The 21,535-nt window shown below is 58.7% G+C and carries 18 protein-coding genes and 1 tRNA gene; 12 read left to right on the top strand and 7 right to left on the bottom strand.

The genetic code is table 11. The features are described 5' to 3' along the window. Positions 1-56: 56 nt before the first annotated feature. A complete protein-coding gene (locus tag ROG8370_RS11980) occupies positions 57-1,220 on the bottom strand; it encodes a serine hydrolase domain-containing protein (protein ID WP_085827449.1) in 1,164 nt (387 codons plus the stop codon). 74 nt (positions 1,221-1,294) lie between these two features. Further along, a complete protein-coding gene (gene pth, locus ROG8370_RS11975; RefSeq protein WP_085827388.1) occupies positions 1,295-1,984 on the bottom strand; it encodes an aminoacyl-tRNA hydrolase in 690 nt (229 codons plus the stop codon). A gap of 76 nt (positions 1,985-2,060) precedes the next feature. Here pth and ROG8370_RS11970 point away from each other — a divergent pair, with 76 nt between their 5' ends. Continuing rightward, a complete protein-coding gene (locus ROG8370_RS11970; RefSeq protein ID WP_085827386.1) occupies positions 2,061-2,741 on the top strand; it encodes an FkbM family methyltransferase in 681 nt (226 codons plus the stop codon). A gap of 77 nt (positions 2,742-2,818) precedes the next feature. On the opposite strand, the gene ROG8370_RS11965 is transcribed toward ROG8370_RS11970, so the two are convergent. From ROG8370_RS11965 to trpA, 3 genes are all read right to left on the bottom strand, one after another. Then, positions 2,819-3,472, bottom strand: a complete 654-nt coding sequence (locus ROG8370_RS11965; protein ID WP_085827384.1) for a 50S ribosomal protein L25/general stress protein Ctc — start codon at positions 3,470-3,472, stop codon at positions 2,819-2,821. Between the two features lie 129 nt (positions 3,473-3,601). Further along, the gene (locus tag ROG8370_RS11960) at positions 3,602-4,765 is read right to left on the bottom strand and encodes an alpha-hydroxy acid oxidase (protein ID WP_085827382.1); all 1,164 of its coding nucleotides are present in this window, start codon (positions 4,763-4,765) and stop codon (positions 3,602-3,604) included. 89 nt (positions 4,766-4,854) lie between these two features. Further along, positions 4,855-5,646 carry a tryptophan synthase subunit alpha gene (gene trpA / locus ROG8370_RS11955; RefSeq protein ID WP_085827381.1) on the bottom strand — a complete coding sequence of 264 codons (792 nt, stop codon included), beginning with the start codon at positions 5,644-5,646 and terminating at the stop codon, positions 4,855-4,857. Positions 5,647-5,892: 246 nt separating this feature from the next. Between trpA and ROG8370_RS11950 the strand changes: the two genes are divergently transcribed. The 10 genes from ROG8370_RS11950 to ROG8370_RS11910 all read left to right on the top strand — a co-directional run bounded on the left by ROG8370_RS11950 (position 5,893) and on the right by ROG8370_RS11910 (position 17,216). Next, positions 5,893-6,282: a hypothetical protein gene (locus tag ROG8370_RS11950; protein ID WP_139838127.1), complete on the top strand. Its 390-nt coding sequence runs from the start codon at positions 5,893-5,895 to the stop codon at positions 6,280-6,282. Positions 6,283-6,405: 123 nt separating this feature from the next. Then, positions 6,406-7,503: a redox-regulated ATPase YchF gene (ychF, locus tag ROG8370_RS11945; protein ID WP_085827377.1), complete on the top strand. Its 1,098-nt coding sequence runs from the start codon at positions 6,406-6,408 to the stop codon at positions 7,501-7,503. Between the two features lie 82 nt (positions 7,504-7,585). After that, positions 7,586-9,091 carry a hypothetical protein gene (locus ROG8370_RS11940; RefSeq protein ID WP_085827375.1) on the top strand — a complete coding sequence of 502 codons (1,506 nt, stop codon included), beginning with the start codon at positions 7,586-7,588 and terminating at the stop codon, positions 9,089-9,091. Between the two features lie 88 nt (positions 9,092-9,179). Further along, positions 9,180-9,269: transfer RNA gene (locus ROG8370_RS11935), tRNA-Ser, on the top strand. A gap of 285 nt (positions 9,270-9,554) precedes the next feature. Beyond that, the gene (locus ROG8370_RS11930) at positions 9,555-9,791 is read left to right on the top strand and encodes a helix-turn-helix transcriptional regulator (protein WP_170925231.1); all 237 of its coding nucleotides are present in this window, start codon (positions 9,555-9,557) and stop codon (positions 9,789-9,791) included. Positions 9,792-9,850: 59 nt separating this feature from the next. Further along, complete coding sequence (locus tag ROG8370_RS11925; RefSeq protein ID WP_139838126.1) at positions 9,851-11,707, top strand: DUF927 domain-containing protein; 1,857 nt, start codon at positions 9,851-9,853, stop codon at positions 11,705-11,707. Between the two features lie 374 nt (positions 11,708-12,081). Beyond that, complete coding sequence (locus ROG8370_RS11920; protein ID WP_085827372.1) at positions 12,082-12,483, top strand: helix-turn-helix domain-containing protein; 402 nt, start codon at positions 12,082-12,084, stop codon at positions 12,481-12,483. Between the two features lie 4 nt (positions 12,484-12,487). Next, positions 12,488-12,628: a hypothetical protein gene (locus ROG8370_RS20575; protein ID WP_170925230.1), complete on the top strand. Its 141-nt coding sequence runs from the start codon at positions 12,488-12,490 to the stop codon at positions 12,626-12,628. Between the two features lie 728 nt (positions 12,629-13,356). Further along, positions 13,357-15,819, top strand: a complete 2,463-nt coding sequence (locus ROG8370_RS11915; RefSeq protein WP_085827370.1) for an outer membrane beta-barrel protein — start codon at positions 13,357-13,359, stop codon at positions 15,817-15,819. Positions 15,820-15,986: 167 nt separating this feature from the next. After that, a complete protein-coding gene (locus ROG8370_RS11910; protein WP_085827368.1) occupies positions 15,987-17,216 on the top strand; it encodes a hypothetical protein in 1,230 nt (409 codons plus the stop codon). A 179-nt stretch (positions 17,217-17,395) separates the two neighbouring features. Here ROG8370_RS11910 and ROG8370_RS11905 read toward each other — a convergent pair whose 3' ends face one another. Next, the gene (locus ROG8370_RS11905; protein ID WP_139838125.1) at positions 17,396-17,611 is read right to left on the bottom strand and encodes a hypothetical protein; all 216 of its coding nucleotides are present in this window, start codon (positions 17,609-17,611) and stop codon (positions 17,396-17,398) included. A 578-nt stretch (positions 17,612-18,189) separates the two neighbouring features. On the opposite strand from ROG8370_RS11905, the gene ROG8370_RS11900 reads away from it, so the two are divergent. Next, positions 18,190-19,596: a hypothetical protein gene (locus ROG8370_RS11900; RefSeq protein ID WP_085827364.1), complete on the top strand. Its 1,407-nt coding sequence runs from the start codon at positions 18,190-18,192 to the stop codon at positions 19,594-19,596. Positions 19,597-20,530: 934 nt separating this feature from the next. On the opposite strand, the gene ROG8370_RS11895 is transcribed toward ROG8370_RS11900, so the two are convergent. Further along, positions 20,531-21,535, bottom strand: a 1,005-nt coding sequence (locus ROG8370_RS11895) for a hypothetical protein (protein ID WP_306372372.1), incomplete at its 5' end; no start/stop codon positions are given.

Below are 21,535 nucleotides of genomic sequence, written 5' to 3'. Positions count from 1 at the left end.
GGGCCTTTCCTTTGAGACTGAGCCTAGCGTGGAATGCGGCCCCGTCAATGGTCCGTTCATAGGGCGTCGTTGATGGCGCGCAGCATGGCGATATTGGCGTCATGCACGCCGGGCTCGCGAAACTTGCGGTCAGCGGCGGTGACCACGATCACCACATCGGTGTTCTGGTCGATGAAAATATACTGGCCATAGATCCCGCGCGCGATGAATTGGCCGTCGGGGGCGCCCTTGGGAATCCACCATTGATAGCCATAGCCGATCTTGCCGGGCAGGGTTGGGGCGCTTGGCGCGGTCGAGGCGCGCAGCCAATCCGCAGGCACCACCTGTTGGCCCTGCCACTGGCCCATCTGTTCGATCATAAGGCCGAAGCGGGCGTAATCACGGGTGGTCAGGTTCAGCCCACCAAGCGCAAAGGCCACCTCCATGCCATCGGTCAGGTAATAGGGCTCTGCCTCAAGCCCGAGCGGGGCGATGATCTTTTCCGACAAAAGGTCGGCTAGGCCGCGCCCGGTCGCCCCGCGCAGCACCATGGCAAGCACATGGGTGTCGATCGAGACATATTTCCAGCGCTTGCCCGGGTCGGCGTCGCGCGCGCTAAGCCCGGCGGCAAAGCCGTCCATCGTGCCCCCAAGCGCAAGCACCCGGCCCATCCGGTTGATATCGGAATTATAGTCGAGATATTCCTCGTCAAAGGTGATGCCGCTGGTCATTTGCAAGATATTACGGATCGTGGCGCCGTCATAGGCGCTGCCTTTCAGAAGGGGGGCGTAGGTGGTCACCTGATCGTCGAGCGAGGCGATCTTGCCCTCTGACACGATCACACCGAACAGGGCCGAGAGAAAGCTTTTGGCCATTGACCAGCTTATCCGGCGATCATCGGCGGTGGTGCCGAGAAAATAGTCTTCATAGACGACTTTGCCGCCTTTGATCACCAAAAGCGAAGTGACGTCACGCGCGCCGACCCACTCGGCGACCTCTGCGGACAAGCTGGCCGTTGGACCCACGGGCAGGGGCGCGACCGGTCCATCGCCCCGCGACACGGGGCGATGGAGAAAGGCGCTGTTCATGTTAGAGAAGTTGTGAACGATTTTATCTTCGGAAAACAGGCTGTTGACCGCCATAAGCCGGGTGATCTGTTCCCGTTTCCAGATGCCGACAGCAAGGGCGGCAAGCGCTAGTAAAAGCAAAACCCGCGCTGTCCATTTGAAGAATACTCGCATATCACCCCCCGATTTCACCGGCAGGAAATCAGTCAGGTGGCGGGATTGCAAGGCTGACGCGACGGCGACGCAGTTTAGCGGAATTTATCCATCAGCTTTTGCATCGCGCTTCGGTCGTCTGACGCGGGCGGCTCTTCGACCTTTTCAGGCGGATTCGCTTGGCTTTGCGCTGCGGGCTTGGGCTTTGACGGGCGCGGTGGCGAGAGACGTTGCGCAACGGCATTCAAAAAGCGATCCGGCTTACCCCCGGCCAGCCAGGGCGCACCATCCGAAATGCCGCGCAGCAGGTCATCAAGCCAATCGGCGTCGGCCTTTGCAAAATCCTGAAGCACGAATTGCGCCACGCGGTCCTTGTGGCCGGGATGGCCAATGCCAAGGCGCACCCGCTGATAGGCCTCGCCGATGTGCTGGTGGATCGAGCGCAGCCCGTTATGGCCCGCATGCCCACCGCCCTGTTTCACCCGCAATTTGCCGGGGGCAAGATCAAGCTCGTCGTGAAAGACGGTCACATCGCCAGGTGTCAGCTTGTAAAACCGGATCGCTTCGCCCACCGCTTGCCCGCTCAGGTTCATGAAGGTGCCGGGTTTGAGCAGGATTACCTTGGTGCCGCCAAGCACGCCCTCGGACACATGCCCTTGGAACTTGGCGCGCCAGGGGCCAAAGCCATGATCCTCGGCGATCCGGTCGAGCGCCATGAAACCGATATTATGGCGGTTTTTTTCGTATTTTGCGCCGGGATTGCCCAGACCCACAAACAGCTGCATTGCCCATGCCCTCATATTTGGTGATGCTGGTCTACGCCGCGATGCGCGGGGAATCAACGGGCAGAGGGCGCGCAGGATGGCAGAGTTCGAGATTGACGGTATTCAGCTTGTGGTGCCCGATGAGATGCTGAACCCCAAGCTGTCGGACAAATTGTCAACTGGCGGTTACGAGGCGCATGAGGCGCATGCCGCAAGGATGCGCCTGCGCGAGGGGCAGCGGGTGCTCGAGCTTGGCTCGGGGATCGGCTATATCGCCTCGGTCTGCGCGAGCATCACCGGCGCCGCGAATGTGACCACGGTCGAGGGCAACCCCAACATGCTGCCGGTGATCCGTGGCAACCTCGAGCGCAACGGTTTTGGCGCGGCGACCGTGCTGCACGGCGCGGTTGGTGGCATGAAGGGTGCCGCAGAGCCGATTGAATTTGATAATAAAAAGACATTTTGGGCGGCACGGATCGCGGATATGGATACCGCCCCTGACTCGGTGGTGAGCGTGCCGCATCTTGGGCTTGGCGATCTGCTCAAGACCTATCGCCCGCATGTTGTGATCATGGATATCGAAGGCGCCGAAGAACACCTGTTTGACGTGCCATGGCCTGCTTTCGTGCGTGCGGTGATGCTGGAATTGCACCCCAGGCGCTATTCCGACGTGGTGATCAAGCGGATTGTCGATTGCATGTCGGTCTCGGGGCTGACCTACGATCCGTTATCGTCGCGCGGGCGTATCCTCGGGTTTCGCCGGGTCCGCGACAGATAACAGCAGGCCATTAAAAAACGCGACCCCGTTCAGGGGGCCGCGTTTCATACCATTCAATCTGCGAGGGCAGGGCGGTCTTACGCCTCTTCGCCTTCGGCAACTTCGGTTGCTTCGACAGCATCATCTTCGTCTTCGTCATCGCCGCTCGATTTCAGAGCCGACGGCGCCGAAACGTTACAGATCACAAAGTCGCGGTCGCTGATGACCAGCTTGCAGCCCTCGGGGATATCAACGTCAGAGATGGTGACAGTGTCGCCAACATTCTCGACCTTGCCCATGTCGACGGTCAGGTGATCGGGGATCTCGCCCGCGGTCACGATCATTTCGACTTCGTTACGCACGACGGCCATCGAGCCACCCTTGCGGATCGCCGGGCAGTCTTCGAGGTTGATGAATTCAACCGGGATGAACAGGTTGATCTTGGTGGTGCGGCGCAGACGCATGAAATCGACATGCGTCGGAAGGTCTTTGACCACATCGCGCTGAACGTCGCGGCAGATCACCCGAACGTCGTCTTGACCTTCAACCTGAAGGTTGAACAGGGTCGACTTGAAACGGCCTTTCTTGAGGCGCTTCAACAGGACGTTGAACGGGATGTTGATCGGCAACGGATCGACGTCGCCACCAAAAACGATACCCGGAACCATACCGGCGCGACGCGCCTGACGAGCGGCGCCCTTGCCTGTCCCCGTACGTTCCTGGGCCTGAAGATCAGGAATTTCTCCAGCCATGATAATTCTCCATAAATAAGGGCGGGGCTCCTCCAAGGCTGTAGCCCCGCGGTAAGGCCTGTGCCTATAGACCACGAGGCGCGCTTTGGAAAGGGCAAATTGTGCCGATTTCGGCCCGGCGAAGGGGCGTTATTCCCAGTCGCCGGCAAAGCCGTTGGGGATCATCAGGATATCACGGTCAAGCTTGCCCACATCGGTGCGCCCGCACAGGCCCATGCTGCTATCAAGCTCCTTGTGGATGCATTCAAGCGCGCGGGTCACGCCCTCTTCGCCCATGGCGCCAAGACCATAGACAAAGGCGCGCCCGATATAGGTGCCGCTGGCGCCCATCGCCATCGCCTTGAGCACGTCCTGACCCGAGCGGATGCCGCTGTCGAGATGCACCTCGATCTTGTCGCCAACCGCATCCATGATCGCGGGCAGGGCGCGAATGGCCGAAATCGCCCCGTCAAGTTGGCGCCCACCGTGGTTCGACACGATAATCGCATCGGCCCCGACGTTCAGCGCCTCGCGCGCATCGCGCGGGTCCATGATGCCCTTGATGATCAGCGGGCCATCCCACATCTTGCGAAACTCGCGGATGCGATCCCAGTTGAGCGCCTGATCGAACGCCTCGGACGTCCAGGTGCTGAGCGAGGACGGATCGCTCACGCCCTTGGCATGGCCGACGATATTGCCAAAGAAGCGGCGCCTGGTACCCAGCATGCCAAGGCCCCATTGCACCTTGGTCATCATGTTGGCGACCGACTTCACAGTGAGCTTGGGCGGGGCCGAGAGGCCGTTTTTCAGGTCTTTGTGGCGCTGCCCCAGCAGTTGTAGGTCAACCGTGATCATCGCGGCCGAGCATTTGGCGTCTTTGGCGCGATCAAACAGGCGCTGCATGAAATCGTCGTCTTTCAGGGTGTAAACCTGCATCCAGAATGGCTTGGTGGTGTTTTCGGCGACATCCTCGATGCTACAGATCGACATGGTCGAGAGCGTAAAGGGCACGCCGAATTTCTCGGCGGCGCGGGCGGCCTTGATCTCGCCATCGGCGCATTGCATGCCGGTAAGGCCCACCGGCGCAAGGCCGACCGGCATCGACACGTCCTGGCCGATCATCTTGGTGGCGGTGGTACGCCCGGTCATGTCGAGGGCGACCCGCTGGCGCAGGTAAATCTGGTCAAAATCGCTGGTGTTTTCGCGAAATGTCTGTTCGCTCCAGCTTCCGGATTCCGCGTAATCATAAAACATCTTCGGCGCGCGGCGCGCGTAGATCTTTTTGAGGTCGTCGATATTGGTGATCACGGGCATCAGGCGTTCCCTTTTGGAAATTGGTAAAGACCCTTTACCAACGCCAAGGCAATCGCGCAATCATTCCCGTCGTCGCAGGGCAGGGTACATTAAGCGCGATGTGCGCCCGCGGCCAAGCCACGCACAAACTCAAGCACATCGGCCACGCTGTCGCCATCTGCGATCTTGCCGACAATGGCCGAGCCGACAACCGCGCCATCGGCGACGCTGGCGATTTTCTCTGCGGTTTCGGGGGTGCGGATGCCAAAGCCGACGATCACGGGCAGGTCGGTCTGCGCCTTGATGCGGGCAACTTCGGGGGCGACATCAACCGCCTCGGCGGCGGCGGCGCCGGTGATGCCGGTGATCGAGACATAATAAACAAAGCCGCTGGTGTTCGTAAGAACCTTGGGCAGGCGCTTGTCATCGGTCGTCGGCGTGGCAAGGCGGATAAAGTTGAGACCGGCCTTTTGCGCGGGAATGCAAAGCTCGTCGTCTTCTTCGGGCGGCAGGTCAACCACGATCAGACCGTCAATCCCGGCGGCCTTGGCATCATCCAGAAATTTATCAACGCCGCGATTATAGATCGGGTTGTAATAGCCCATCAGAACGATCGGCGTGGTGTTGTCGGTCTTGCGGAACTCGGTTGCCATTTCAAGCGTGCGGCTCAGGGTCATGCCCGCCGCAAGGGCGCGCTGACCGGCAAGCTGAATGGTGGGGCCATCGGCCATCGGATCGGTGAAGGGCACGCCAAGCTCGATGATGTCAACGCCGGCCTCGGGCAGCCCCTGCATGATCTCAAGCGCGGTGTCATAGTCGGGATCACCCGCCATGATATAGGACACGAAGGCTTTCTTGCCTGCGGCTTGAAGGTCAGCAAATTTGGCGTCGATCCGAGTCATTTTTTTTATCCCGTATTGTTGGATACCGTTTGCGGCAGCGCGCGGCGGAAATCAATGGCAAGTGAAAGATTTTCGCATGTCCGGCATGGGATTTGGAATGGATTGAGCCGAAAAGATAGAATTTGAGCGAGGTTATTTCGCCAATCTCGGGGCATGACTTTTGGCGAATGAGGGGCGGGCGGCCACCTCTCCGACTATTTGCCTGGTTAAATTGACAAATTCCCAGCCAAAAGCGAGGGTTCGGTTTTGGGTTTGATGGATCAAATTTTGGGCAAGCGTATCTTCAAGGGAATTGCACTGGCGGTTTTGTACAGCCTCATTCTCGCCGTCATAAACGACGTTTCCATCTATACCTGGGGCAAACCGCGCGGCGTGAGCTTTGGAATTCTATTCTATTATTTGTGGGTTTTTCTCAGCTCACAAGGTTTCGCAACCATTATACTAGGGTGTTTTGTTCGTCCTGGAATTTCCCTCTCGCTTTCGCTGTTGCTTATTCTTGGCACGGCCTATGCCTTGTTTCCCGGCACCTTCAATCCAGTGTATCTGACGGTTGTATGCGCCGCCGCAGCCCTAAGTTTCATGGTTTTTCTCTTTGGACCAAGGCATCAAGTGGCGCAGCAAGAGGTGCAAGCCTGACCTGTGAGGCGATCGACCGGCGTAAAGGCCCAGCCCCAGACCCCCCGCGTTTTGCCAAAGGCGCGCTTGCGTCTGGACCTGAGTGCAAATAGAAGCGGCGCTGCATGAATAAGGAGAGGCGTCATGGGCTTTAAAATGGGGATCGTGGGGCTGCCCAATGTGGGGAAGTCGACGCTTTTTAACGCGCTGACCAAAACGGCCGCCGCGCAGGCCGCGAATTTTCCGTTCTGCACCATTGAGCCGAACGTCGGCGAAGTGGCCGTGCCCGATGCGCGGCTCGACAAGCTGGCCGCGACCGCAGGTTCGAAACAGATCATCCCGACGCGCATGACATTCGTCGATATCGCCGGCCTCGTGAAGGGCGCGAGCAAGGGCGAGGGACTGGGCAACCAGTTTCTGGCCAATATCCGCGAGGTCGATGCCATCGCCCATGTGCTACGCTGTTTTGAAGACGACGACGTGACCCATGTGGAAGACCGCGTCGATCCGGTGGCCGATGCCGACACGATTGAAACCGAGCTGATGCTGGCCGATCTGGAATCGATCGAAAAGCGCCGCGCCGGTCTGGTGCGCAAGCTCAAGGGCGGCGACAAAGAGGCGGTGACGCAGGATCGTCTTCTGTCCGCAGCGCAGGCCGCTCTGGAAGAGGGCAAGCCCGCCCGCACGGTCGAGGTGGACGCCGAAGACCTCAAGGCGTGGAAGATGCTGCAACTGCTGACCAGCAAGCCGATCCTTTACGTTTGTAACGTCGATGAGGGCAGCGCCGGTTCGGGCAATGACTTCTCGGCCCGTGTTGCCGAAATGGCGGCTGCACAGGGCGCGGCCAGCGTTGTGATCTCGGCGCAGATCGAAGAGGAAATCAGCCAGCTTGAGGCCGAAGAGGCCGAGATGTTCCTGACCGAAATGGGGCTTGACGAGGCCGGTCTTGATCGCCTTATCCGTGCCGGGTACGAGCTTTTGCACCTTGAAACCTATTTCACCGTCGGCCCGAAAGAGGCCCGCGCCTGGACCATCCCGGCGGGCACGCCCGCCCCCAAGGCGGCCGGGGTCATTCACGGTGACTTTGAAAAAGGCTTCATCCGCGCCGAAACCATCGCCTATGACGATTTCGTCACGCTTGGCGGCGAGCAAAAGGCCAAGGATGCCGGCAAGATGCGCGCCGAGGGCAAGCAATATATCGTCAAGGATGGCGATGTGCTGCACTTCCTGTTCAACACCTGAGGACCGTCGGGGCAAAGTTTTGACATGCTTGCCATTTCCCGCATAGGCTGATCTTGATTTGATCAGCTAGCGGGGATGTCCCATGTCGCGCAACCGACGTTTCAGCTTTGCCCTTATCGCCAGCCTTTTGGCCTCTACACCGTTGCAGGCGGCCCATGACGAGGGCGATGCGATCTGCGGCTCGAACGGGCCGGTGGTGCCCGAGGCAAGCCACATCCCGACCATGGCCGATGTTGAAAATGCCGGTAAACCCTTTGAAACCAAAGCGTTGAACGCGGCCCCCGAGGGCGCGCATATCTTCAACTGGCTGGCGCATGGCGTGTTTCAGGATCGCCCGCGCGATCAGCTTGAAGAGGGCTATGTGATCTCTCTGGAAAAGCTCTATGCCGGTGACCGCCTGTCGGGGCCGCAGCATCAAAGAGACATTCTCTATCGCTACGCCGATTTGCCCGATGGCCCGCCCGAAGATGTGGCGGCGCAGCGCGATTTCTGGCTGACGGGGATGTTTTCGGACCCCAAGTTGCAGGTCGTGACCCATATCACCCGCTTTGAGAACCGTCGCGCCTGTGGGCTGATGAACGGCTATCAGGCGGCAAGTGCCATGCCTGCCTGCGACAACGGCAGGGCGCCAAAAAACCGGAGCTTCAAGTCCGGGATCGACTCGATGTTCGGGGTGTTTCAGCGCGACCTCGCTGCGCGGCTCAAAGAGGGCAATTTCACCCATATCGTCTTTGCCTCGATGGGGTGGAACAACGATCAAAGGGTGTCGGTTTGTCGCTATCGCCAGATCATGCAGGTGACAGGGCATGCCATGCAGGCCGGGGGCGAAGCGTTCCGCCCGCTGGTGATCGGCATGACCTGGTCGTCGTCGTGGAATGCGGCCAGCACCTCGGCGGTCGGCCATGCGGCGGGCCATATCGGCAGCGTGCTCAACAAGGCCACCGACAGCGACGAGGCCGGGGTGCTGCATGGCAACCTGATACTGAACCGGATCATTCCGGCGGTGAACGCCCGCGGCCTTCCGGTCGTGGTTCTGGGCCATAGTATGGGCGCGCGGTTTGCCGGGCGGGCGTTGTTTTCGCGGGAGCTTTTGAAACAGGGGCCGGTGGGGCCCGCCGCCGACCTCGCGGTATTCCTGCAACCTGCGCATAGCGCCTATCGCTATGGCGGCGACACCCCTGGCGCGCGCGGCAACGAGGGGCACCCCTATGACAGCTATAAAGACCTGGCCGCTACGCAGGTCGTGGTCACCACCTCGCTGTGTGATTTTGCCAATCCCTTCGCGCTCTGGTCGCCCTATCTTGGCGGGCGGCGCGGCTGGAAGGTGGCGGCGCGGGCGGCGTTTGACGACATCTTTCACCGGCTTGATTGGGGCGGGACCGCGCCGTGCAACACGGGGCGTCCGGCGCTCAAGGATCGCATTCGCAATGATCCCGCGAGCATGGCGGCGCTCGACACTCTGCCGCGCGGCAAGGTCACGCTCGTCAACGCAGGCTTCGTGAGCAATCACGGCGATATCCTCGATCCGGCCATGGGCGCATTTCTGGCGCGGCTGATCTCGCGGTATGCACCGCACGCGGCCCCCTAGAACCGCGCGTGGCAAATTCATCGGATCAATTGAAAAAATCTCAGAATTGCCCTTGTTCCCGCCCCAAGGTCCAATTAAACGGGTCGACGGAGCTGTGGCCGAGTGGTCGAAGGCGCTCCCCTGCTAAGGGAGTAGGCCCGGAAGGGTCTCGAGGGTTCGAATCCCTTCGGCTCCGCCATAAATCCAAGCAAGCTACTGATTTTAATGTAATTAGTGCTTGTTTGGATTTTTATGCCACCAATATTGCCACCAAAGGTAATTCTATTGATTGCAGTGATCTGCATCGGATTTCCTGCATCGCCAAGTATGGAAAGTGCAGAATTCTCTCGAATTCTCATGCGGTTCCACAAAAATTCTGCTATACTCCTTCTTACGTCAACATCCACATAAGAATACCTCGCCTGGCTCAGAGTAGCGCCGGATGCGGGGTAAAAAGTCGTGTGCTCAAACAGGAGATCCCATAATGCCCACACCCTCGAACACCCTCTATCTGTCAGTCGATCAAGTTGCAAAGCGCTTCAGCGTCTCGAAAGATTCAATCTGGCGCTGGAAGCGGAATGGCGACTTTCCGACGCCGGTTAAACTGGGTGGAACGACAACCCGTTGGCGTCTTTCAGATATCGAAGAGTGGGAGAACCAGCTGGCCTGTGGGTTCATCACCTGCCTCGGGTTTGAGCCGTATGGATTGACCATGCATTAGCGCGTCAGCCAAGCCTTCATCACGCCACCAAAGTTCCCACTCATACGCGGACGAACACCTTGCCCGACGCGATCCCAATCGCGCCGAACACCCCTTTCATGTTCAATCGAAAGCACCCCATGACTGATATCATAGCCCCCGCCGGATCCCACTCTCCGAACCAAAACGTGCTCGCTTTCCCTCACGGCTCCAAATCTACCGCTACCGCAGCAATGTCGCAGAATGAGGAGTTCTGCTCTAATGACATTCCCGCAGACTACGCATCCAAAGATGATGGGATCTACGAATTACGCGCTGATAAGGACGGTGATCTTGTCCCCGTGCGCATCTGTTCCCCTCTGATCATGAAACGCCGCTGCCGGAATGCGTCTGGGCGTGGGTGGGGGCGTGTCGTTGCCGTGCGCGATCCCGATGGCAACTGGCATGAGTGTATCCTCGATGCGCGTGAGATCTCCAAATCATCAAATGCCGTCTTGGCTCCTCTGTTCGACCTTGGCCTGGAACTGGCCCCGGTCACCAAGGCAGCTGACAGCGTCATGACCCTGCTGCGCTCGTGGCAGCCGGACACTCCATATCTTCGCTTCGATCGGCTTGGCTGGACCAGCAAGACGCATGATGCCTTTGTGCTCGGCGAAGGCCGCGTGCTTGGCGAGGCCTTGGTCGCGACTGACAGCGTGTCTGAAGATTTGATGGCGGCTATGAGCAGCAAAGGCACGCTTGCGGCATGGCGGGAAGAGGTAGGCATGTCTTGCGTCGGGAATTCTCTGATGATGCTGGCGGTGTCCCACGCGTTCACTGGACCGCTTCTTTCTGTTCTTGGAATGAACGGTGGCGGATTCCATCTGCGCGGTTTGTCGTCGCGCGGCAAGTCGACCATCCAGTATGTCGCAACCTCTGTCTGGGGTGCCCGTCCGCTGTTGCAGAGCTGGGATGGCACACCGAGTGGCTTCGAAGGAATTGCCGCAGCCTTCAACGACACCTTCCTGAACATTGAGGAGCTGCATAAGGCTGACGCCCGGACGCTCGGGGCGAACATCTACATGCTGGCCAATGGAGAGGGGCGGCTCAGGGCAAAGTCGAATGGCGGTCTTCAGACGCCGCAGCGGTGGCGCGTGCCCGTTCTTTCGAGCGGTGAAATCTCTTTGGAAGAGCACATGGCGAGCGCTGGTCGGAAGATGACCAAGGGGCAGGATGTGCGGCTTATCAATCTCGAAGCAGACGGCCGGACCTTTGGTGCGTTTGATGACTTGCACGGAGACCTTAACGGAAAACTCTTCGCCGAGCGCATCGACAGGGCATCACTTGAGAATTATGGCCATGTCGGCCCGCTCTTCGTTGAGAAGCTTATGAAAAACTTGGATGAAAAGCAGAATTACCAGAACTTCATAGATCGCTTTTGCCGTTTGTGCACCATGCAAGCGGATCTTTCGGTCGATGGGCAGGTGCATCGCGTGCTTACACGGTTTGGCATTGCGGCGCTCGCTGGAGAAATGGCAACAAGGTTCGACCTCACTGGTTGGCAGCCTGGCGCCGCGCACTCGGCGGCGATGGAGCTTTTTATGGATTGGTTCGAAGCACGCGAAGGCACGACGGGCACGGAGATCAATATCGCGGTGAAGCGCACCCAGGATTACGTATCGAAGAACCTCGACCGGTTCCTCACACTCGGAACCATTGGCCGGAATCCTCTGGACGGCTGGCGGGATCAGGCATGGTTCTACATTCGCCCCGAATGCTGGAAAGCCATCCATGATGAAGGCAATCCGATCGAAATGGCCCGCCTGCACGGAGAGGGAGGCCTGCTCAAGACCCAAAGGGGCACGGGTCTTCAGTTCAGGATGGAACGCGGTATCCCAGAGCGTCCGCGGGTATATGCGGTGCGTGCGTCTGCCCTCCTGGCATCTACTGAGGCCTGATCAGCACATCGTCGGCACAGCGATGTGAGAGAGGCGGCCTGCCTCTTTCACATAACGGATCACCTGGACCGGCCGGACCACTGGGACCGCGAAAACGCTGTATTTACAAGGTGGTCCGACCGGTCCGGCCGGTCCAACTGAAATTCAACAAGGCTGAGAGCTGCGAAAAAGCGACCTGCACGACCACACCACTGCATTAGACCACGACCGTGCTGCTGCACGACGAGATCAATTCCGAGCAGTGAGGCCGATATTCTACAAAAAAGAACGATGTAGAAAAGCGTGTCGGCCTCTTCCCGCCACACATCCCCAATCACGCCGTCGCTATATCAGAGACAAGCAGCAAATGCTGCGTCACATCTGAGAGGTTAGCGATGAGCAAGAAACCACATGAAGAGACCCGGCTGGCAAAATACATCGAGCGCAGGGTGCTCGAACTGAAAGCCAGAAAATCCCAGCTTCAGATTGCCAGTGAGGCCGGTTTCCCGAACGCGAATATGATCACGATGATCAAGAACGGGTCCAGCAAGCTTGCTCTGGACCGGGTGCCGAGCATGGCTCGTTCTCTGGAGTGCGATCCGGCATACCTGATGGGCCTGGCCCTGGAGCAGGCGGTTGGCGACACGGCTGCCCAGGCCATCATCGAGATTTTCGGCACACCCATCACGGCGAACGAACTTGGCTGGCTTCAGGAAATTCGCGGAGCGTCTGAACATAGTGATCCACGTATAACCAGCAGGTCACAGACGGCTATCAGGGCGATCTTCGGGAGGTAGACACATGAACGACACAAACGGTCTGACACCGAACGAGCGCGCCTGGCTGCGCTTCCTGCGCGACGTCAGCAACGACACTGACCCCGGCATCACCTTGCGCCGTGTGCAGCTGTTGAGACGGCTCTGTGAGCCCAGAAGGGCGTAATGAGCCTTCGGAGCGGGAATGGCTGCAGACGCGACCTTTCCCGTATCCCGTTCAAGGGCTGGACACGTTGCATAGCGTTGACAAATGTTACCTTTTGCGGTCGGTCCCATCTCAAAAGGTAACATGCGCACCCTCCAAACCGGCCAAAACGACCCCAAAACAGGCCTTCTGCGTTGACAAATGTTTACCTAATGTTGACAGATTTCGCCCCAAAAAGCGTTTTTCGTCGCGCGTATGTAAAACCTGCGATCAAAGCTGCCCTGTAAAACAAGGCAATTCAGCACGTTCAGAGGGTCAGGCCTAGGTTAAAAGGAAGCTCAAATCGCGTGTAAGGCAGCGCGGGAAGCTCTGTTTTTCTGAATTAGAGCGTTGGGAGCGCTGCTTTGCCTAGAGTGAACAGGTCGAAGCAGACTGGACGAAACACGCCACTTGGTCTGATGCGCTGCCCGTTTCAATCCACCGCAGGAGCATTCAGACGCGCCACTTTATGATCCTTGCCATTTGAGCCTGGGTTCCAACACTCCCGTTCTCATTCAGGGGACTGCGTCAACCGTTCGTTGCGTAGATCGCTCTAGTTGCTCGACAGCACGATGATTTTCAAAGTGAATTGAGTTTTTTTTTTGCAACACGTTTGGGAATTTCCCTGCATGTGACATTTTGAATGTGTTCGCATTTCCCGTTAGAGAGTAGTTATTCGCTAATAAATACAGTCTCAGAAAGGGTCGGAGATGAAAAATGAATGCAGCCACCTGAGTTTTGGTCTGGCTATTTTCGGCTCTGCCCTGTTGTCCGCGCATCTGGCCGCAGCCCAGGATGACGGGGTTTTGTCGGTGGGCACACAGGGTGACACTCCTTACGAGTTCGACGCCGGAATAACCGTCTCGGAATACTTCACCGACAACGTATTTCTGACTGCCAATGACCGTGGGTCTGATTTTGTCACCTTGTTCGCGCCTTGGGTCGGATTGTCTTACCGTGCAGAGGACTTCAGGCTGAACCTTGAGGCGAGTGCGGAAGTGGCGCGCTTTTCGAGGAATTCGCGCGAGGATTACGAAGACTATTTCCTAGGGGCCGAAGCAAGATACCGCATCAACGATAGCGTTTTTGCATTTGGCGGTGTGGACTACGAGCTTGGGCATGAAAGCCGCGAGTCGCCCGATGACGTAAACGGTCTCCGCCCAACCGAATCGACCGACATCAGTGGGTATTTCGGTATTGGCGGCAGCCTTTCGGATCGCACCTTTCGCCTTGGAGTGAATATCAGGGACCTGAATTACGATGATACCCCCACGGCTGTGGGCGTGCCCATCGACAATGACGACCGGGATCGCACCCAGTACGAATTGGGCGGGCGCATTGGTCTGTCGCGCACCGAAAATGGCGAAGTCTTCCTGCAAGGCATCTACGACAAGCGCGACTATGACCAGCCCATCGACAACGCGGGCCTTGGCTTTCGGCGGAGTTCTGATGGGTTCCAGGGGGCCGTCGGCTATACCGGCTCGGTCGGTCCGATGAGCGGTGAAGTGTTGCTGGGGGTGATGACCCAGGATTACGACGACTCGCGCTTTGGAACCACAACCGCAGTCGACTTTGGCGCAGATCTGAGTATGCCCCTTGGAGAGCGCACGGATCTTGATGCAATCGTCGAACGGAGCATTGAGGAAACCACACTGGCCGGGTCATCGGGTTATGTCTCGACCACCGGCGGTTTGCGACTGCGCCACCGGGTTGCGCCCGACATGTCGCTGGCGGCTTATGCCTTCCTGACGCAGAACGACTATAAGAATTTGACGCGCACTGACATGCTTGCAGAAACCGGCATGTCGCTGAGGTACGCGTTCAATCCGCGCGTTTATCTGGATGCGGATTACGATTTCCGCCAGCGCCAGTCCGACGTCGCAGGTGCGGATTTTGACGAGCACAGGATTACCCTAAGCTTGGGTGCATCGCTGGACCCGCGGTTTGATGCGGATAAAAGCGATTTCGCCAGAGCAAGCGGTGGCGGTTTTTATGTCGGCCTGCAAGCGGGCGACAGCGCGCTGCACACCAAGGTTGACGGGCCGCGCGGGGCGCCCGGGGCCGGGGGCAACCTGACGGCGGATTTCGGCGATCATGGTGCCATAGGCAGCATTTTTGCAGGCTACCGCAGCGAATACGGCGCGCTTGTTCTGGGTCTGGAGGCGGGGGCCGAGGTGAATGACAGCTCCTGGAACCACCTTGCCAACCGCACCTTCTCGGTAGATCGTGGCAATGCCTATTCTCTGAGTGGGATCACCGGCCTGCGCACGCCGGGCGGCAATCTTCTTTACGGACGGTTCGGCTTTGTCTCGACCGACTTCGACAGCACCTATCAGCGCGGCACCAATCCGCTGGTGAAGCTTTCGAAACGGGAAATGGGGCTGCTGTTCGGGGTGGGCGCCGAAATTCCGCTTGGCAACGGCCTGTCGGGGCGGATGGAATATCAGCTTCGCGCCTATGAGGACTATCAGATCGGATCACCTCTTGGTGCCGCCGATGACAATTTTGCCAATGTCGAAAGCCTTGCACAATTCGGCCTGGTCTATGACCTGGGGTCGAAAAGCCGCTCGGCGGAACCGGCGGTCGTGACCGACTTTTCGGGCTTCTATGGCGGCGTGCAGCTTGGGCACGGATCGTTGCAGAGCGACAATGTCGGGCCGCGTGTGTCAGGATCTGGGGTGCCCTTCACTCTTGACGCAACCCGCGCCGGACAAGGGTTTGCCGGGGGTCTCTTTGCCGGTTACGGCGTGCAGGCCAACGATTTCTATATTGGCGGCGAAGCCGAAGTCGAGCTGTCCTCGGCCGACTGGAACATCGAGCGCAGCCCCGAAGGCCGTGTCTACTCGATCGAAAAGGTCGGAACGATAGGCGCGGGCCTGCGGGTCGGGTATGTGCTGAACGACAGCGTTCTGCTATATGGGCGCGCGGGTTTGGTGCGTTCGAAATTCGACCTGGATTACACCTTCTCGGGAAATGTTATCGATCAGAGTAAGACCTTTGATGGAGTTCGGATTGGCGGCGGTGTCGAGTTCGCGATTAGTGACAAGATGCATGCCCGGCTGGATTATACGCAGACTGAGTACGACGCGAACTCCATTAACTATAATCTCGGCGTGGACCAATTCGACACAACCGAACGGTTGTTCCGGGTCGGTCTCACGCGTAAGTTCTAAACTCTCTGAGTGCCTCAAGTCATAAAGGCAGCGGCGCAAAAATAATTGCCGCTGTCTTGATGTATATCACTTCCTGAATGCGTTTGGTCTGCACTGTTATGTGCATTGTCACAAAATCCTCTCTTGAGGGTACTGACAAAAGAAAATGCAAATAGGAAGGATGCATCATGCTTAAGTTGACGTCAGGCAGACAATCTCTGAAATTTATCCTCGCGGCAGGCTGCGCTGTTATCGCCCTTGGTGCCGCATCGGTGGCACCTGACATGACTTTTGCCCAGGAGGGTTCGGGCAAAGGTCAACAGGGGCAGGGCGCAGGATCTGGCAAGGGTGCCGGTGGTGGCCATGGTCAAGGCGGCCAAATGGGGCAAGGCGGCGGAGGCAAAGGTCTTGGCGGCATTTTCAGGGATATCACCGGTATGGACGATCCGGTGAAAGGTCATGGCGGTTCTGCAGGCTCGGGCGACTCTGCAGACGCGGCCGATGAGGGCGACGACGAGTCTGATCGTCCGGAATGGGCCGGACAGCCCGGCGGCAAGGACGGCGCTGGCGGTGGTCGACCGGCAACCTCGGGCTCAAAGAAAGGTGATCTTTTCGGCGATTTGTGGATCATTGACCGAGACGCCAACGGTGTGCCCATCCTGACCGCAGATGGTTACGTGCAGCCTCTGGATGCGGACGGCAACCCGATTGAACTCGACGAAGAGGGTCATCCGGTAGATGAAACACTTACAGTTGAGGTTGAGCTTGGCCGCTTGAATGTCGGGCGCGCACCGACGTCGGTGCTTGATAACCGGGCATCTGAAGTGATCACTATGCTTTCCAGTGCCACGGCTGTGTCGGTCGACGCAGCGGGTCGTCTTGTGCTGACGGTGGATGACGAAACTAAAACAATCGACTCGCCGCTGGAGAATCTAGCGATTTACGTGTCGCTTCTGACGACTGGCAGCATTCCTGGTCTCACGGCTGATGATTTGGTTGGTACGGATTATGACTTCCTTGTCGATGGTCAGTATACTCAGGCAGATCTGGACGCATCGACGGCGTTCCTGGCCGCCGCTACGGACAAAACCGGGGAATTCACGTCTGACGAGATTGCCTATATCGACGCGTTTCTCGGGATCAACCTGACAACCATGGGTGATGTGACATATTCGTTCGTCGACTATTCGTCGTTCTCATACGACCGGTCCGATACCTATTCGGGCGTAACGGCCACGGTTCTTGTGGAACAGGCCGATGGGTCTTTTGATCAGGTGGATGTCGATATCTACGATGCCGTCTTTGGATCGGTGGATGCCACGGCGGCGGGATCTCTGGACGCCTACACGCAGGCGGCGGATGACTCCCGGGCTGTCATCGAGTTCATTCACGAATATGCGGTGCCTGAAGCGCTCTAATGCTGGGTCAGTCAGGGGCGGCGTATCCGCTGCCCCTGACGCTTTAACTTGCAAGGATGACGATGATGGATACGAACTGGATGAACCGCCGCCTGGTACTGACCAGCTTGTGTGCAATTGCTTTTGCCGCGGCGGGCTTTGCCCAGCACACTGATGGGGCGGACACCATCACCCACGGATCAAATAAGGGCAAGGGGCGTGGTGTCGGTGGGGCGCAGCATGGACGGCCCGAGGATCCGCATGGCGGAGAAGATGATCATGGTGATGACCACGGCGATGCTGATGATCATGGTGATGGTGATGATCACGCCAGCGGCGGCAAAGGCAAAGGCCCCAAGTACAAAGGTGGCCGCAACGATGATGACGGTGATGCTGATAACCACGGGGATGATCATGGCGATGACCACACCTCACACGAGGGGGGGGACACCGATCACGCCAGCGGTGGGGATGACCATGGAGACGACTCCGATCATGCCAGCGGCGGCAAGGGGAAAGGGCCCAAATATCGCGGCGGACGCGAGGGTGTTGGGGTGTCTCACGGGCGCTCTCTGGAAGATAGGGTCTTAAAAACTCCCTCCTTTTGAGTGAGAGCGAACCCACACCAAGCATCAGTAAAGATAAGCTATCAAATTATCTCAATCTTCAAAGCTAGTTTTTAATTCCAAGCCTGCCCTTTTGCCGTCCGCCGGTTTCCGCACGTAGGCCCTGTTGGGTATTGCGGCGGACGGAGCGAACGGCCGTTATGCAGGCTACAATGACGCCTACCGCATGGGGCGTATCACGCAGATGACTTGTATGGCTCCATATAGGCGGCTCTTAAATAGCTGCCGCCTCCCCTGCAGATTCTACAAGCATTTGCACTTTCGGCAACGGCCCCCGATCCGCCGATTCACGCCTCGAAGTTTCGTCAGGGTGAGCCCTTGCCGCCCGACACGTCAGCACGCATAAGAACGTTTCAACCAGCGGGGGCTTGCAATTGTTCAGCGAAATGCGCAATCGGGTCGATCTCATGACAGGCATGCTGCTGGTCGCAATCACCTGCCTTGTCATTTTTCACGAATGGCACATTGCGGCGTGGATGGCCCCGGCGAAACCCGTGCTCGTGCTGTTGCTCGTGGCCACTCTGGCGGCGCAGGTCCGGGTTTCGCGCAAGGCCTTTGTCGCGGTGGCGCTCGGCCTGACAGTGGCGCTTGCATGCAGCGCGCCGGGCTGGCGGGTGGTGACCCTGGACGGGTTGCGCTCGGCGGCCTTCATCGCCGCCTTCTTCACGGCGCTCTCGACGCTGCGCAATGTCGCGCAGACCTCGGCGGCAGTGCAGGCAGCGGGCGGGTTTCTCTCGGGCCAGCGGCCCGGTCGGCGCTATGCGGCGCTGACGGTAGGCGGTCAGGGCTTTGCGCTGCTGCTCAATTACGGGGCGATCCAGCTTCTGGGCGCCTTGGCGCTGGCCAATGCCGAGACAGAGCCCGACGCCGAGGTGCGCGGTCACCGTATCCGGCGGATGCTGCTGGCTATCCAGCGGGCCTTCGTATCAACGCTGCCATGGTCGCCCCTGTCCTTCGCCATGGCGATCTCGGTCAGTGTCGTACCGGGGACAAGCTGGGCACAGGCGATGGTGCCGGGTCTGGTCTCCTCGGCGCTGCTGGCCGGGATCGGCTGGGGGCTCGACACGGCCTTCAAACCACGGCTGAGCGTGACGCCTCGACGCCAGGAGCCGGAAGGGTCCTGGGCCCTCATGCTGCCGCTGCTGGCGCTGCTCGGGGTGTTGGTGATCAGCGTGATCAGCCTGTCGGCTATCACGGATGTGCGGATCGTCGGGTTGGTAGTGGTCATCGTGCCGGTGATTGCGCTGGTGTGGATGCTGATTCAGCATTGGACACAGGCGCCAGTGCGGTCTGTCGCGCGGCGATTCGGCGACTACGTGACCAAGGAATTGCCGGGCTACCGCGAAGAGCTCACGCTGCTTATGATGGCCGGGTATATCGGCACCGTCGGCTCGGCCCTGCTCGGGCCGCTGATGCAGCGCGCCGGGCTCGATCTGGCGGTGTTTCCGCCTTGGCTTCTCCTCGTGAGTTTCGTCTGGCTCATTCCGCTGGCGGGGCAGCTCGGGATGAACCCGATCCTCGCGGTGACGCTGCTCGCGCCGCTCATTCCCGGTGCCGAGAGCCTTGGCGTGACGCCGACCGCCATCGTCGTGGCACTTACCTCCGGCTGGGCGCTTAGCGGGGCCAGTTCGCCCTTCACGGCGACTACACTGCTGATCGGGTCCTTCGGAGGCATCAGCGCGCTGCGTGTCGGCTGGGCGTGGAACGGCGTCTACACTATGCTCTGCGGGATCATGCTGTCGCTCTGGGTGGTGATTTACGCCTTCGCCTTGTGACATTCCGAGAACGCGGGCCACGACCGTTTCATTCGAAACCTCCCACATGGACCTACGTCAGCTTTCAGCATCTCAACCGAGCATGAAGTCGGCCCAACTGTCCATCATCTCACGCAGCCGCTCCAGCATGTCACTGCGTCGATACGCGCGCTCCACGTCGCCGCCCACCGTGTGTGCGAGCCCCATCTCGGCAATGTCACGGGGATAACTTGTAGGTTCTACCTGCTAGCATCCCATACAGGAACAACCAGGACGTTGGTAAGCTCTGATCCCGGGTGAGGAATGGCTCAACATCCCGGGAGCCACCGACGAAGATCTCCATAGTCAGCACGAAGTCCTAGAGAAATTACAGGGGTGCGATGGGGATGCATTCTGGCGCCGCAGCTGTCCGGGAAGTCAAACCTCCCGTAACGGCGAGTTTGTCCCGCATCTTGGTCATAGCCCCGATTCCGGCACACGTCCGGTGTTGGTAGAAGCAGTGGTGTGACAAGCAAGCGCCAAATAACCCCAAATCCGCCATGCTGGCTTCACATTGCTTGGCTTTAAGGAATTGTCCGTGAGTGGACGATTTCAGCATTCTCGGCCCGTCGGTTCTAGGACTGGCGGGCCTATTGCTTATTTGTTCGGCCGATCCTGCGACCTTGAAAAGCACGCTTTCCGCCCGCTGCTATCCGAGCGCATGTCCGCTTTTGGCTGGGAGCCGTCCCCAAGACTGCGCGTGCGGCAGCAAATTCCTGCAGAGCTGACCTAAGCGACCATCGCAGCGAATGTCGGCTCCTTGCGGCCCTTGGCCGTCAAGGTTCCCCACAGTCGCTGAGAGCCTCCGGGGCGAGCGCTTTGCGTTGTGCGCTGCCGGGATGGTGTCGAATTTGTGTGTGGTCGCTGCCAGAGATGATCATAGCGCCGACCACACTGCCGATTGGTTTAGACCTACTCAATGTTGCGTCGCGCGCGCCAGCATATCATCCGTGTCCAATTTTAGCGCCGACCGCCAAAGGGGTGTCTTAAAGCACATTCTTGCCGACCGCCCCGCTTCATCCGCATCATGCACGGAGATCAGGCCCGACCATTCGAGAGGCTTCAGGACGCAATGAGAGAATGCAGAGATTTCACGCCAACCGGCGTTGTCCCCGTTAGCGCCTTCCCCATAAAAAACACCATAAAGGGTGCGCTCGCTTGCACCGTTTTCGACTTCGACGTTGATAACGTTGAGCCAGACATCCCAATTGCCGAACGGGCGATCATCGAATCTTCCATAGGAGGCGTGGTCAACATTCAGAATGTAGAAGGGGATCAGTTCATGAAAGAGCGCACCGGGTGACTGCGAGAACTCCTTGCCCCTCTTGGTCAGCCTGAACTCGCCCTTGTAATGGCGCCCGAGCTTTAGAGCGACCAAAAGGAAATGAAGCAGTTCAAGCGGCGGGAAGTCATACTCGTTGAGGACTTTATTGTATCGGAACACCTCTTCATAGCTGCGGCCAGGCCAATCGAAATGCTCCGCTGCCCAGTGGACGAAAGACCGCTTGAACGCCTTTGTCTTGGTAAGCGCGATCGGCCCCTCGTCAGCCGCATATGTCAAAGTCAGACGTGCCGCGCGCAGCAGCGGCGAAAAGGGCAGATCAGGATGGTCATCGGGAAGCTGGGCGAACTCAATCATACGAACTTGTTGGCACGCCACCGCGCGAAACGCCAGACGCGTTATCCCCACAGCCGCTGAGAGCCTCCAGGGAGCGCGCCCGCCATATGCCACATTAGACGTGAACCCCGAAAGCTCCAGAGTGGTCCTCCACCAAACAGGCCGCTGTTGATTGTCACTGAGAACTGACCCGGCAACTGCAGAAATTGTCATTGAGAATTGACCCATGTGCAACCTTACCCCTGCTTGATTCAGCTGGGGGCTATTGGAGTGGTAGACATGGGATTTTTGAGGGTTATTCGG

Origin of the sequence: Roseovarius gaetbuli (genome assembly GCF_900172365.1) — a bacterium.
Lineage (GTDB): Bacteria > Pseudomonadota > Alphaproteobacteria > Rhodobacterales > Rhodobacteraceae > Roseovarius > Roseovarius gaetbuli.
Note: the sequence above shows the minus strand (reverse complement) of the source record. Positions and strands in the feature narration are given on the sequence as shown.

What these genes read in the sequence shown, in the direction of transcription:
- ROG8370_RS11910 (WP_085827368.1), top strand. Translation starts at nt 15,987, where the DNA reads ATGCTTAAGTTGACGTCAGGCAGACAATCTCTGAAATTTATCCTCGCG.
- ROG8370_RS11960 (WP_085827382.1), bottom strand. Translation starts at nt 4,765, where the DNA reads ATGCCCGTGATCACCAATATCGACGACCTCAAAAAGATCTACGCGCGC.
- ROG8370_RS11930 (WP_170925231.1), top strand. Translation starts at nt 9,555, where the DNA reads ATGCCCACACCCTCGAACACCCTCTATCTGTCAGTCGATCAAGTTGCA.
- ROG8370_RS11905 (WP_139838125.1), bottom strand. Translation starts at nt 17,611, where the DNA reads ATGATCATCCCCGTGGTTATCAGCATCACCGTCATCATCGTTGCGGCC.
- ROG8370_RS11965 (WP_085827384.1), bottom strand. Translation starts at nt 3,472, where the DNA reads ATGGCTGGAGAAATTCCTGATCTTCAGGCCCAGGAACGTACGGGGACA.
- ROG8370_RS11940 (WP_085827375.1), top strand. Translation starts at nt 7,586, where the DNA reads ATGTCGCGCAACCGACGTTTCAGCTTTGCCCTTATCGCCAGCCTTTTG.
- ROG8370_RS11920 (WP_085827372.1), top strand. Translation starts at nt 12,082, where the DNA reads ATGAGCAAGAAACCACATGAAGAGACCCGGCTGGCAAAATACATCGAG.
- ROG8370_RS11915 (WP_085827370.1), top strand. Translation starts at nt 13,357, where the DNA reads ATGAAAAATGAATGCAGCCACCTGAGTTTTGGTCTGGCTATTTTCGGC.
- ROG8370_RS11970 (WP_085827386.1), top strand. Translation starts at nt 2,061, where the DNA reads ATGGCAGAGTTCGAGATTGACGGTATTCAGCTTGTGGTGCCCGATGAG.
- ROG8370_RS11980 (WP_085827449.1), bottom strand. Translation starts at nt 1,220, where the DNA reads ATGCGAGTATTCTTCAAATGGACAGCGCGGGTTTTGCTTTTACTAGCG.
- ROG8370_RS20575 (WP_170925230.1), top strand. Translation starts at nt 12,488, where the DNA reads ATGAACGACACAAACGGTCTGACACCGAACGAGCGCGCCTGGCTGCGC.
- ychF (WP_085827377.1), top strand. Translation starts at nt 6,406, where the DNA reads ATGGGCTTTAAAATGGGGATCGTGGGGCTGCCCAATGTGGGGAAGTCG.
- pth (WP_085827388.1), bottom strand. Translation starts at nt 1,984, where the DNA reads ATGCAGCTGTTTGTGGGTCTGGGCAATCCCGGCGCAAAATACGAAAAA.
- trpA (WP_085827381.1), bottom strand. Translation starts at nt 5,646, where the DNA reads ATGACTCGGATCGACGCCAAATTTGCTGACCTTCAAGCCGCAGGCAAG.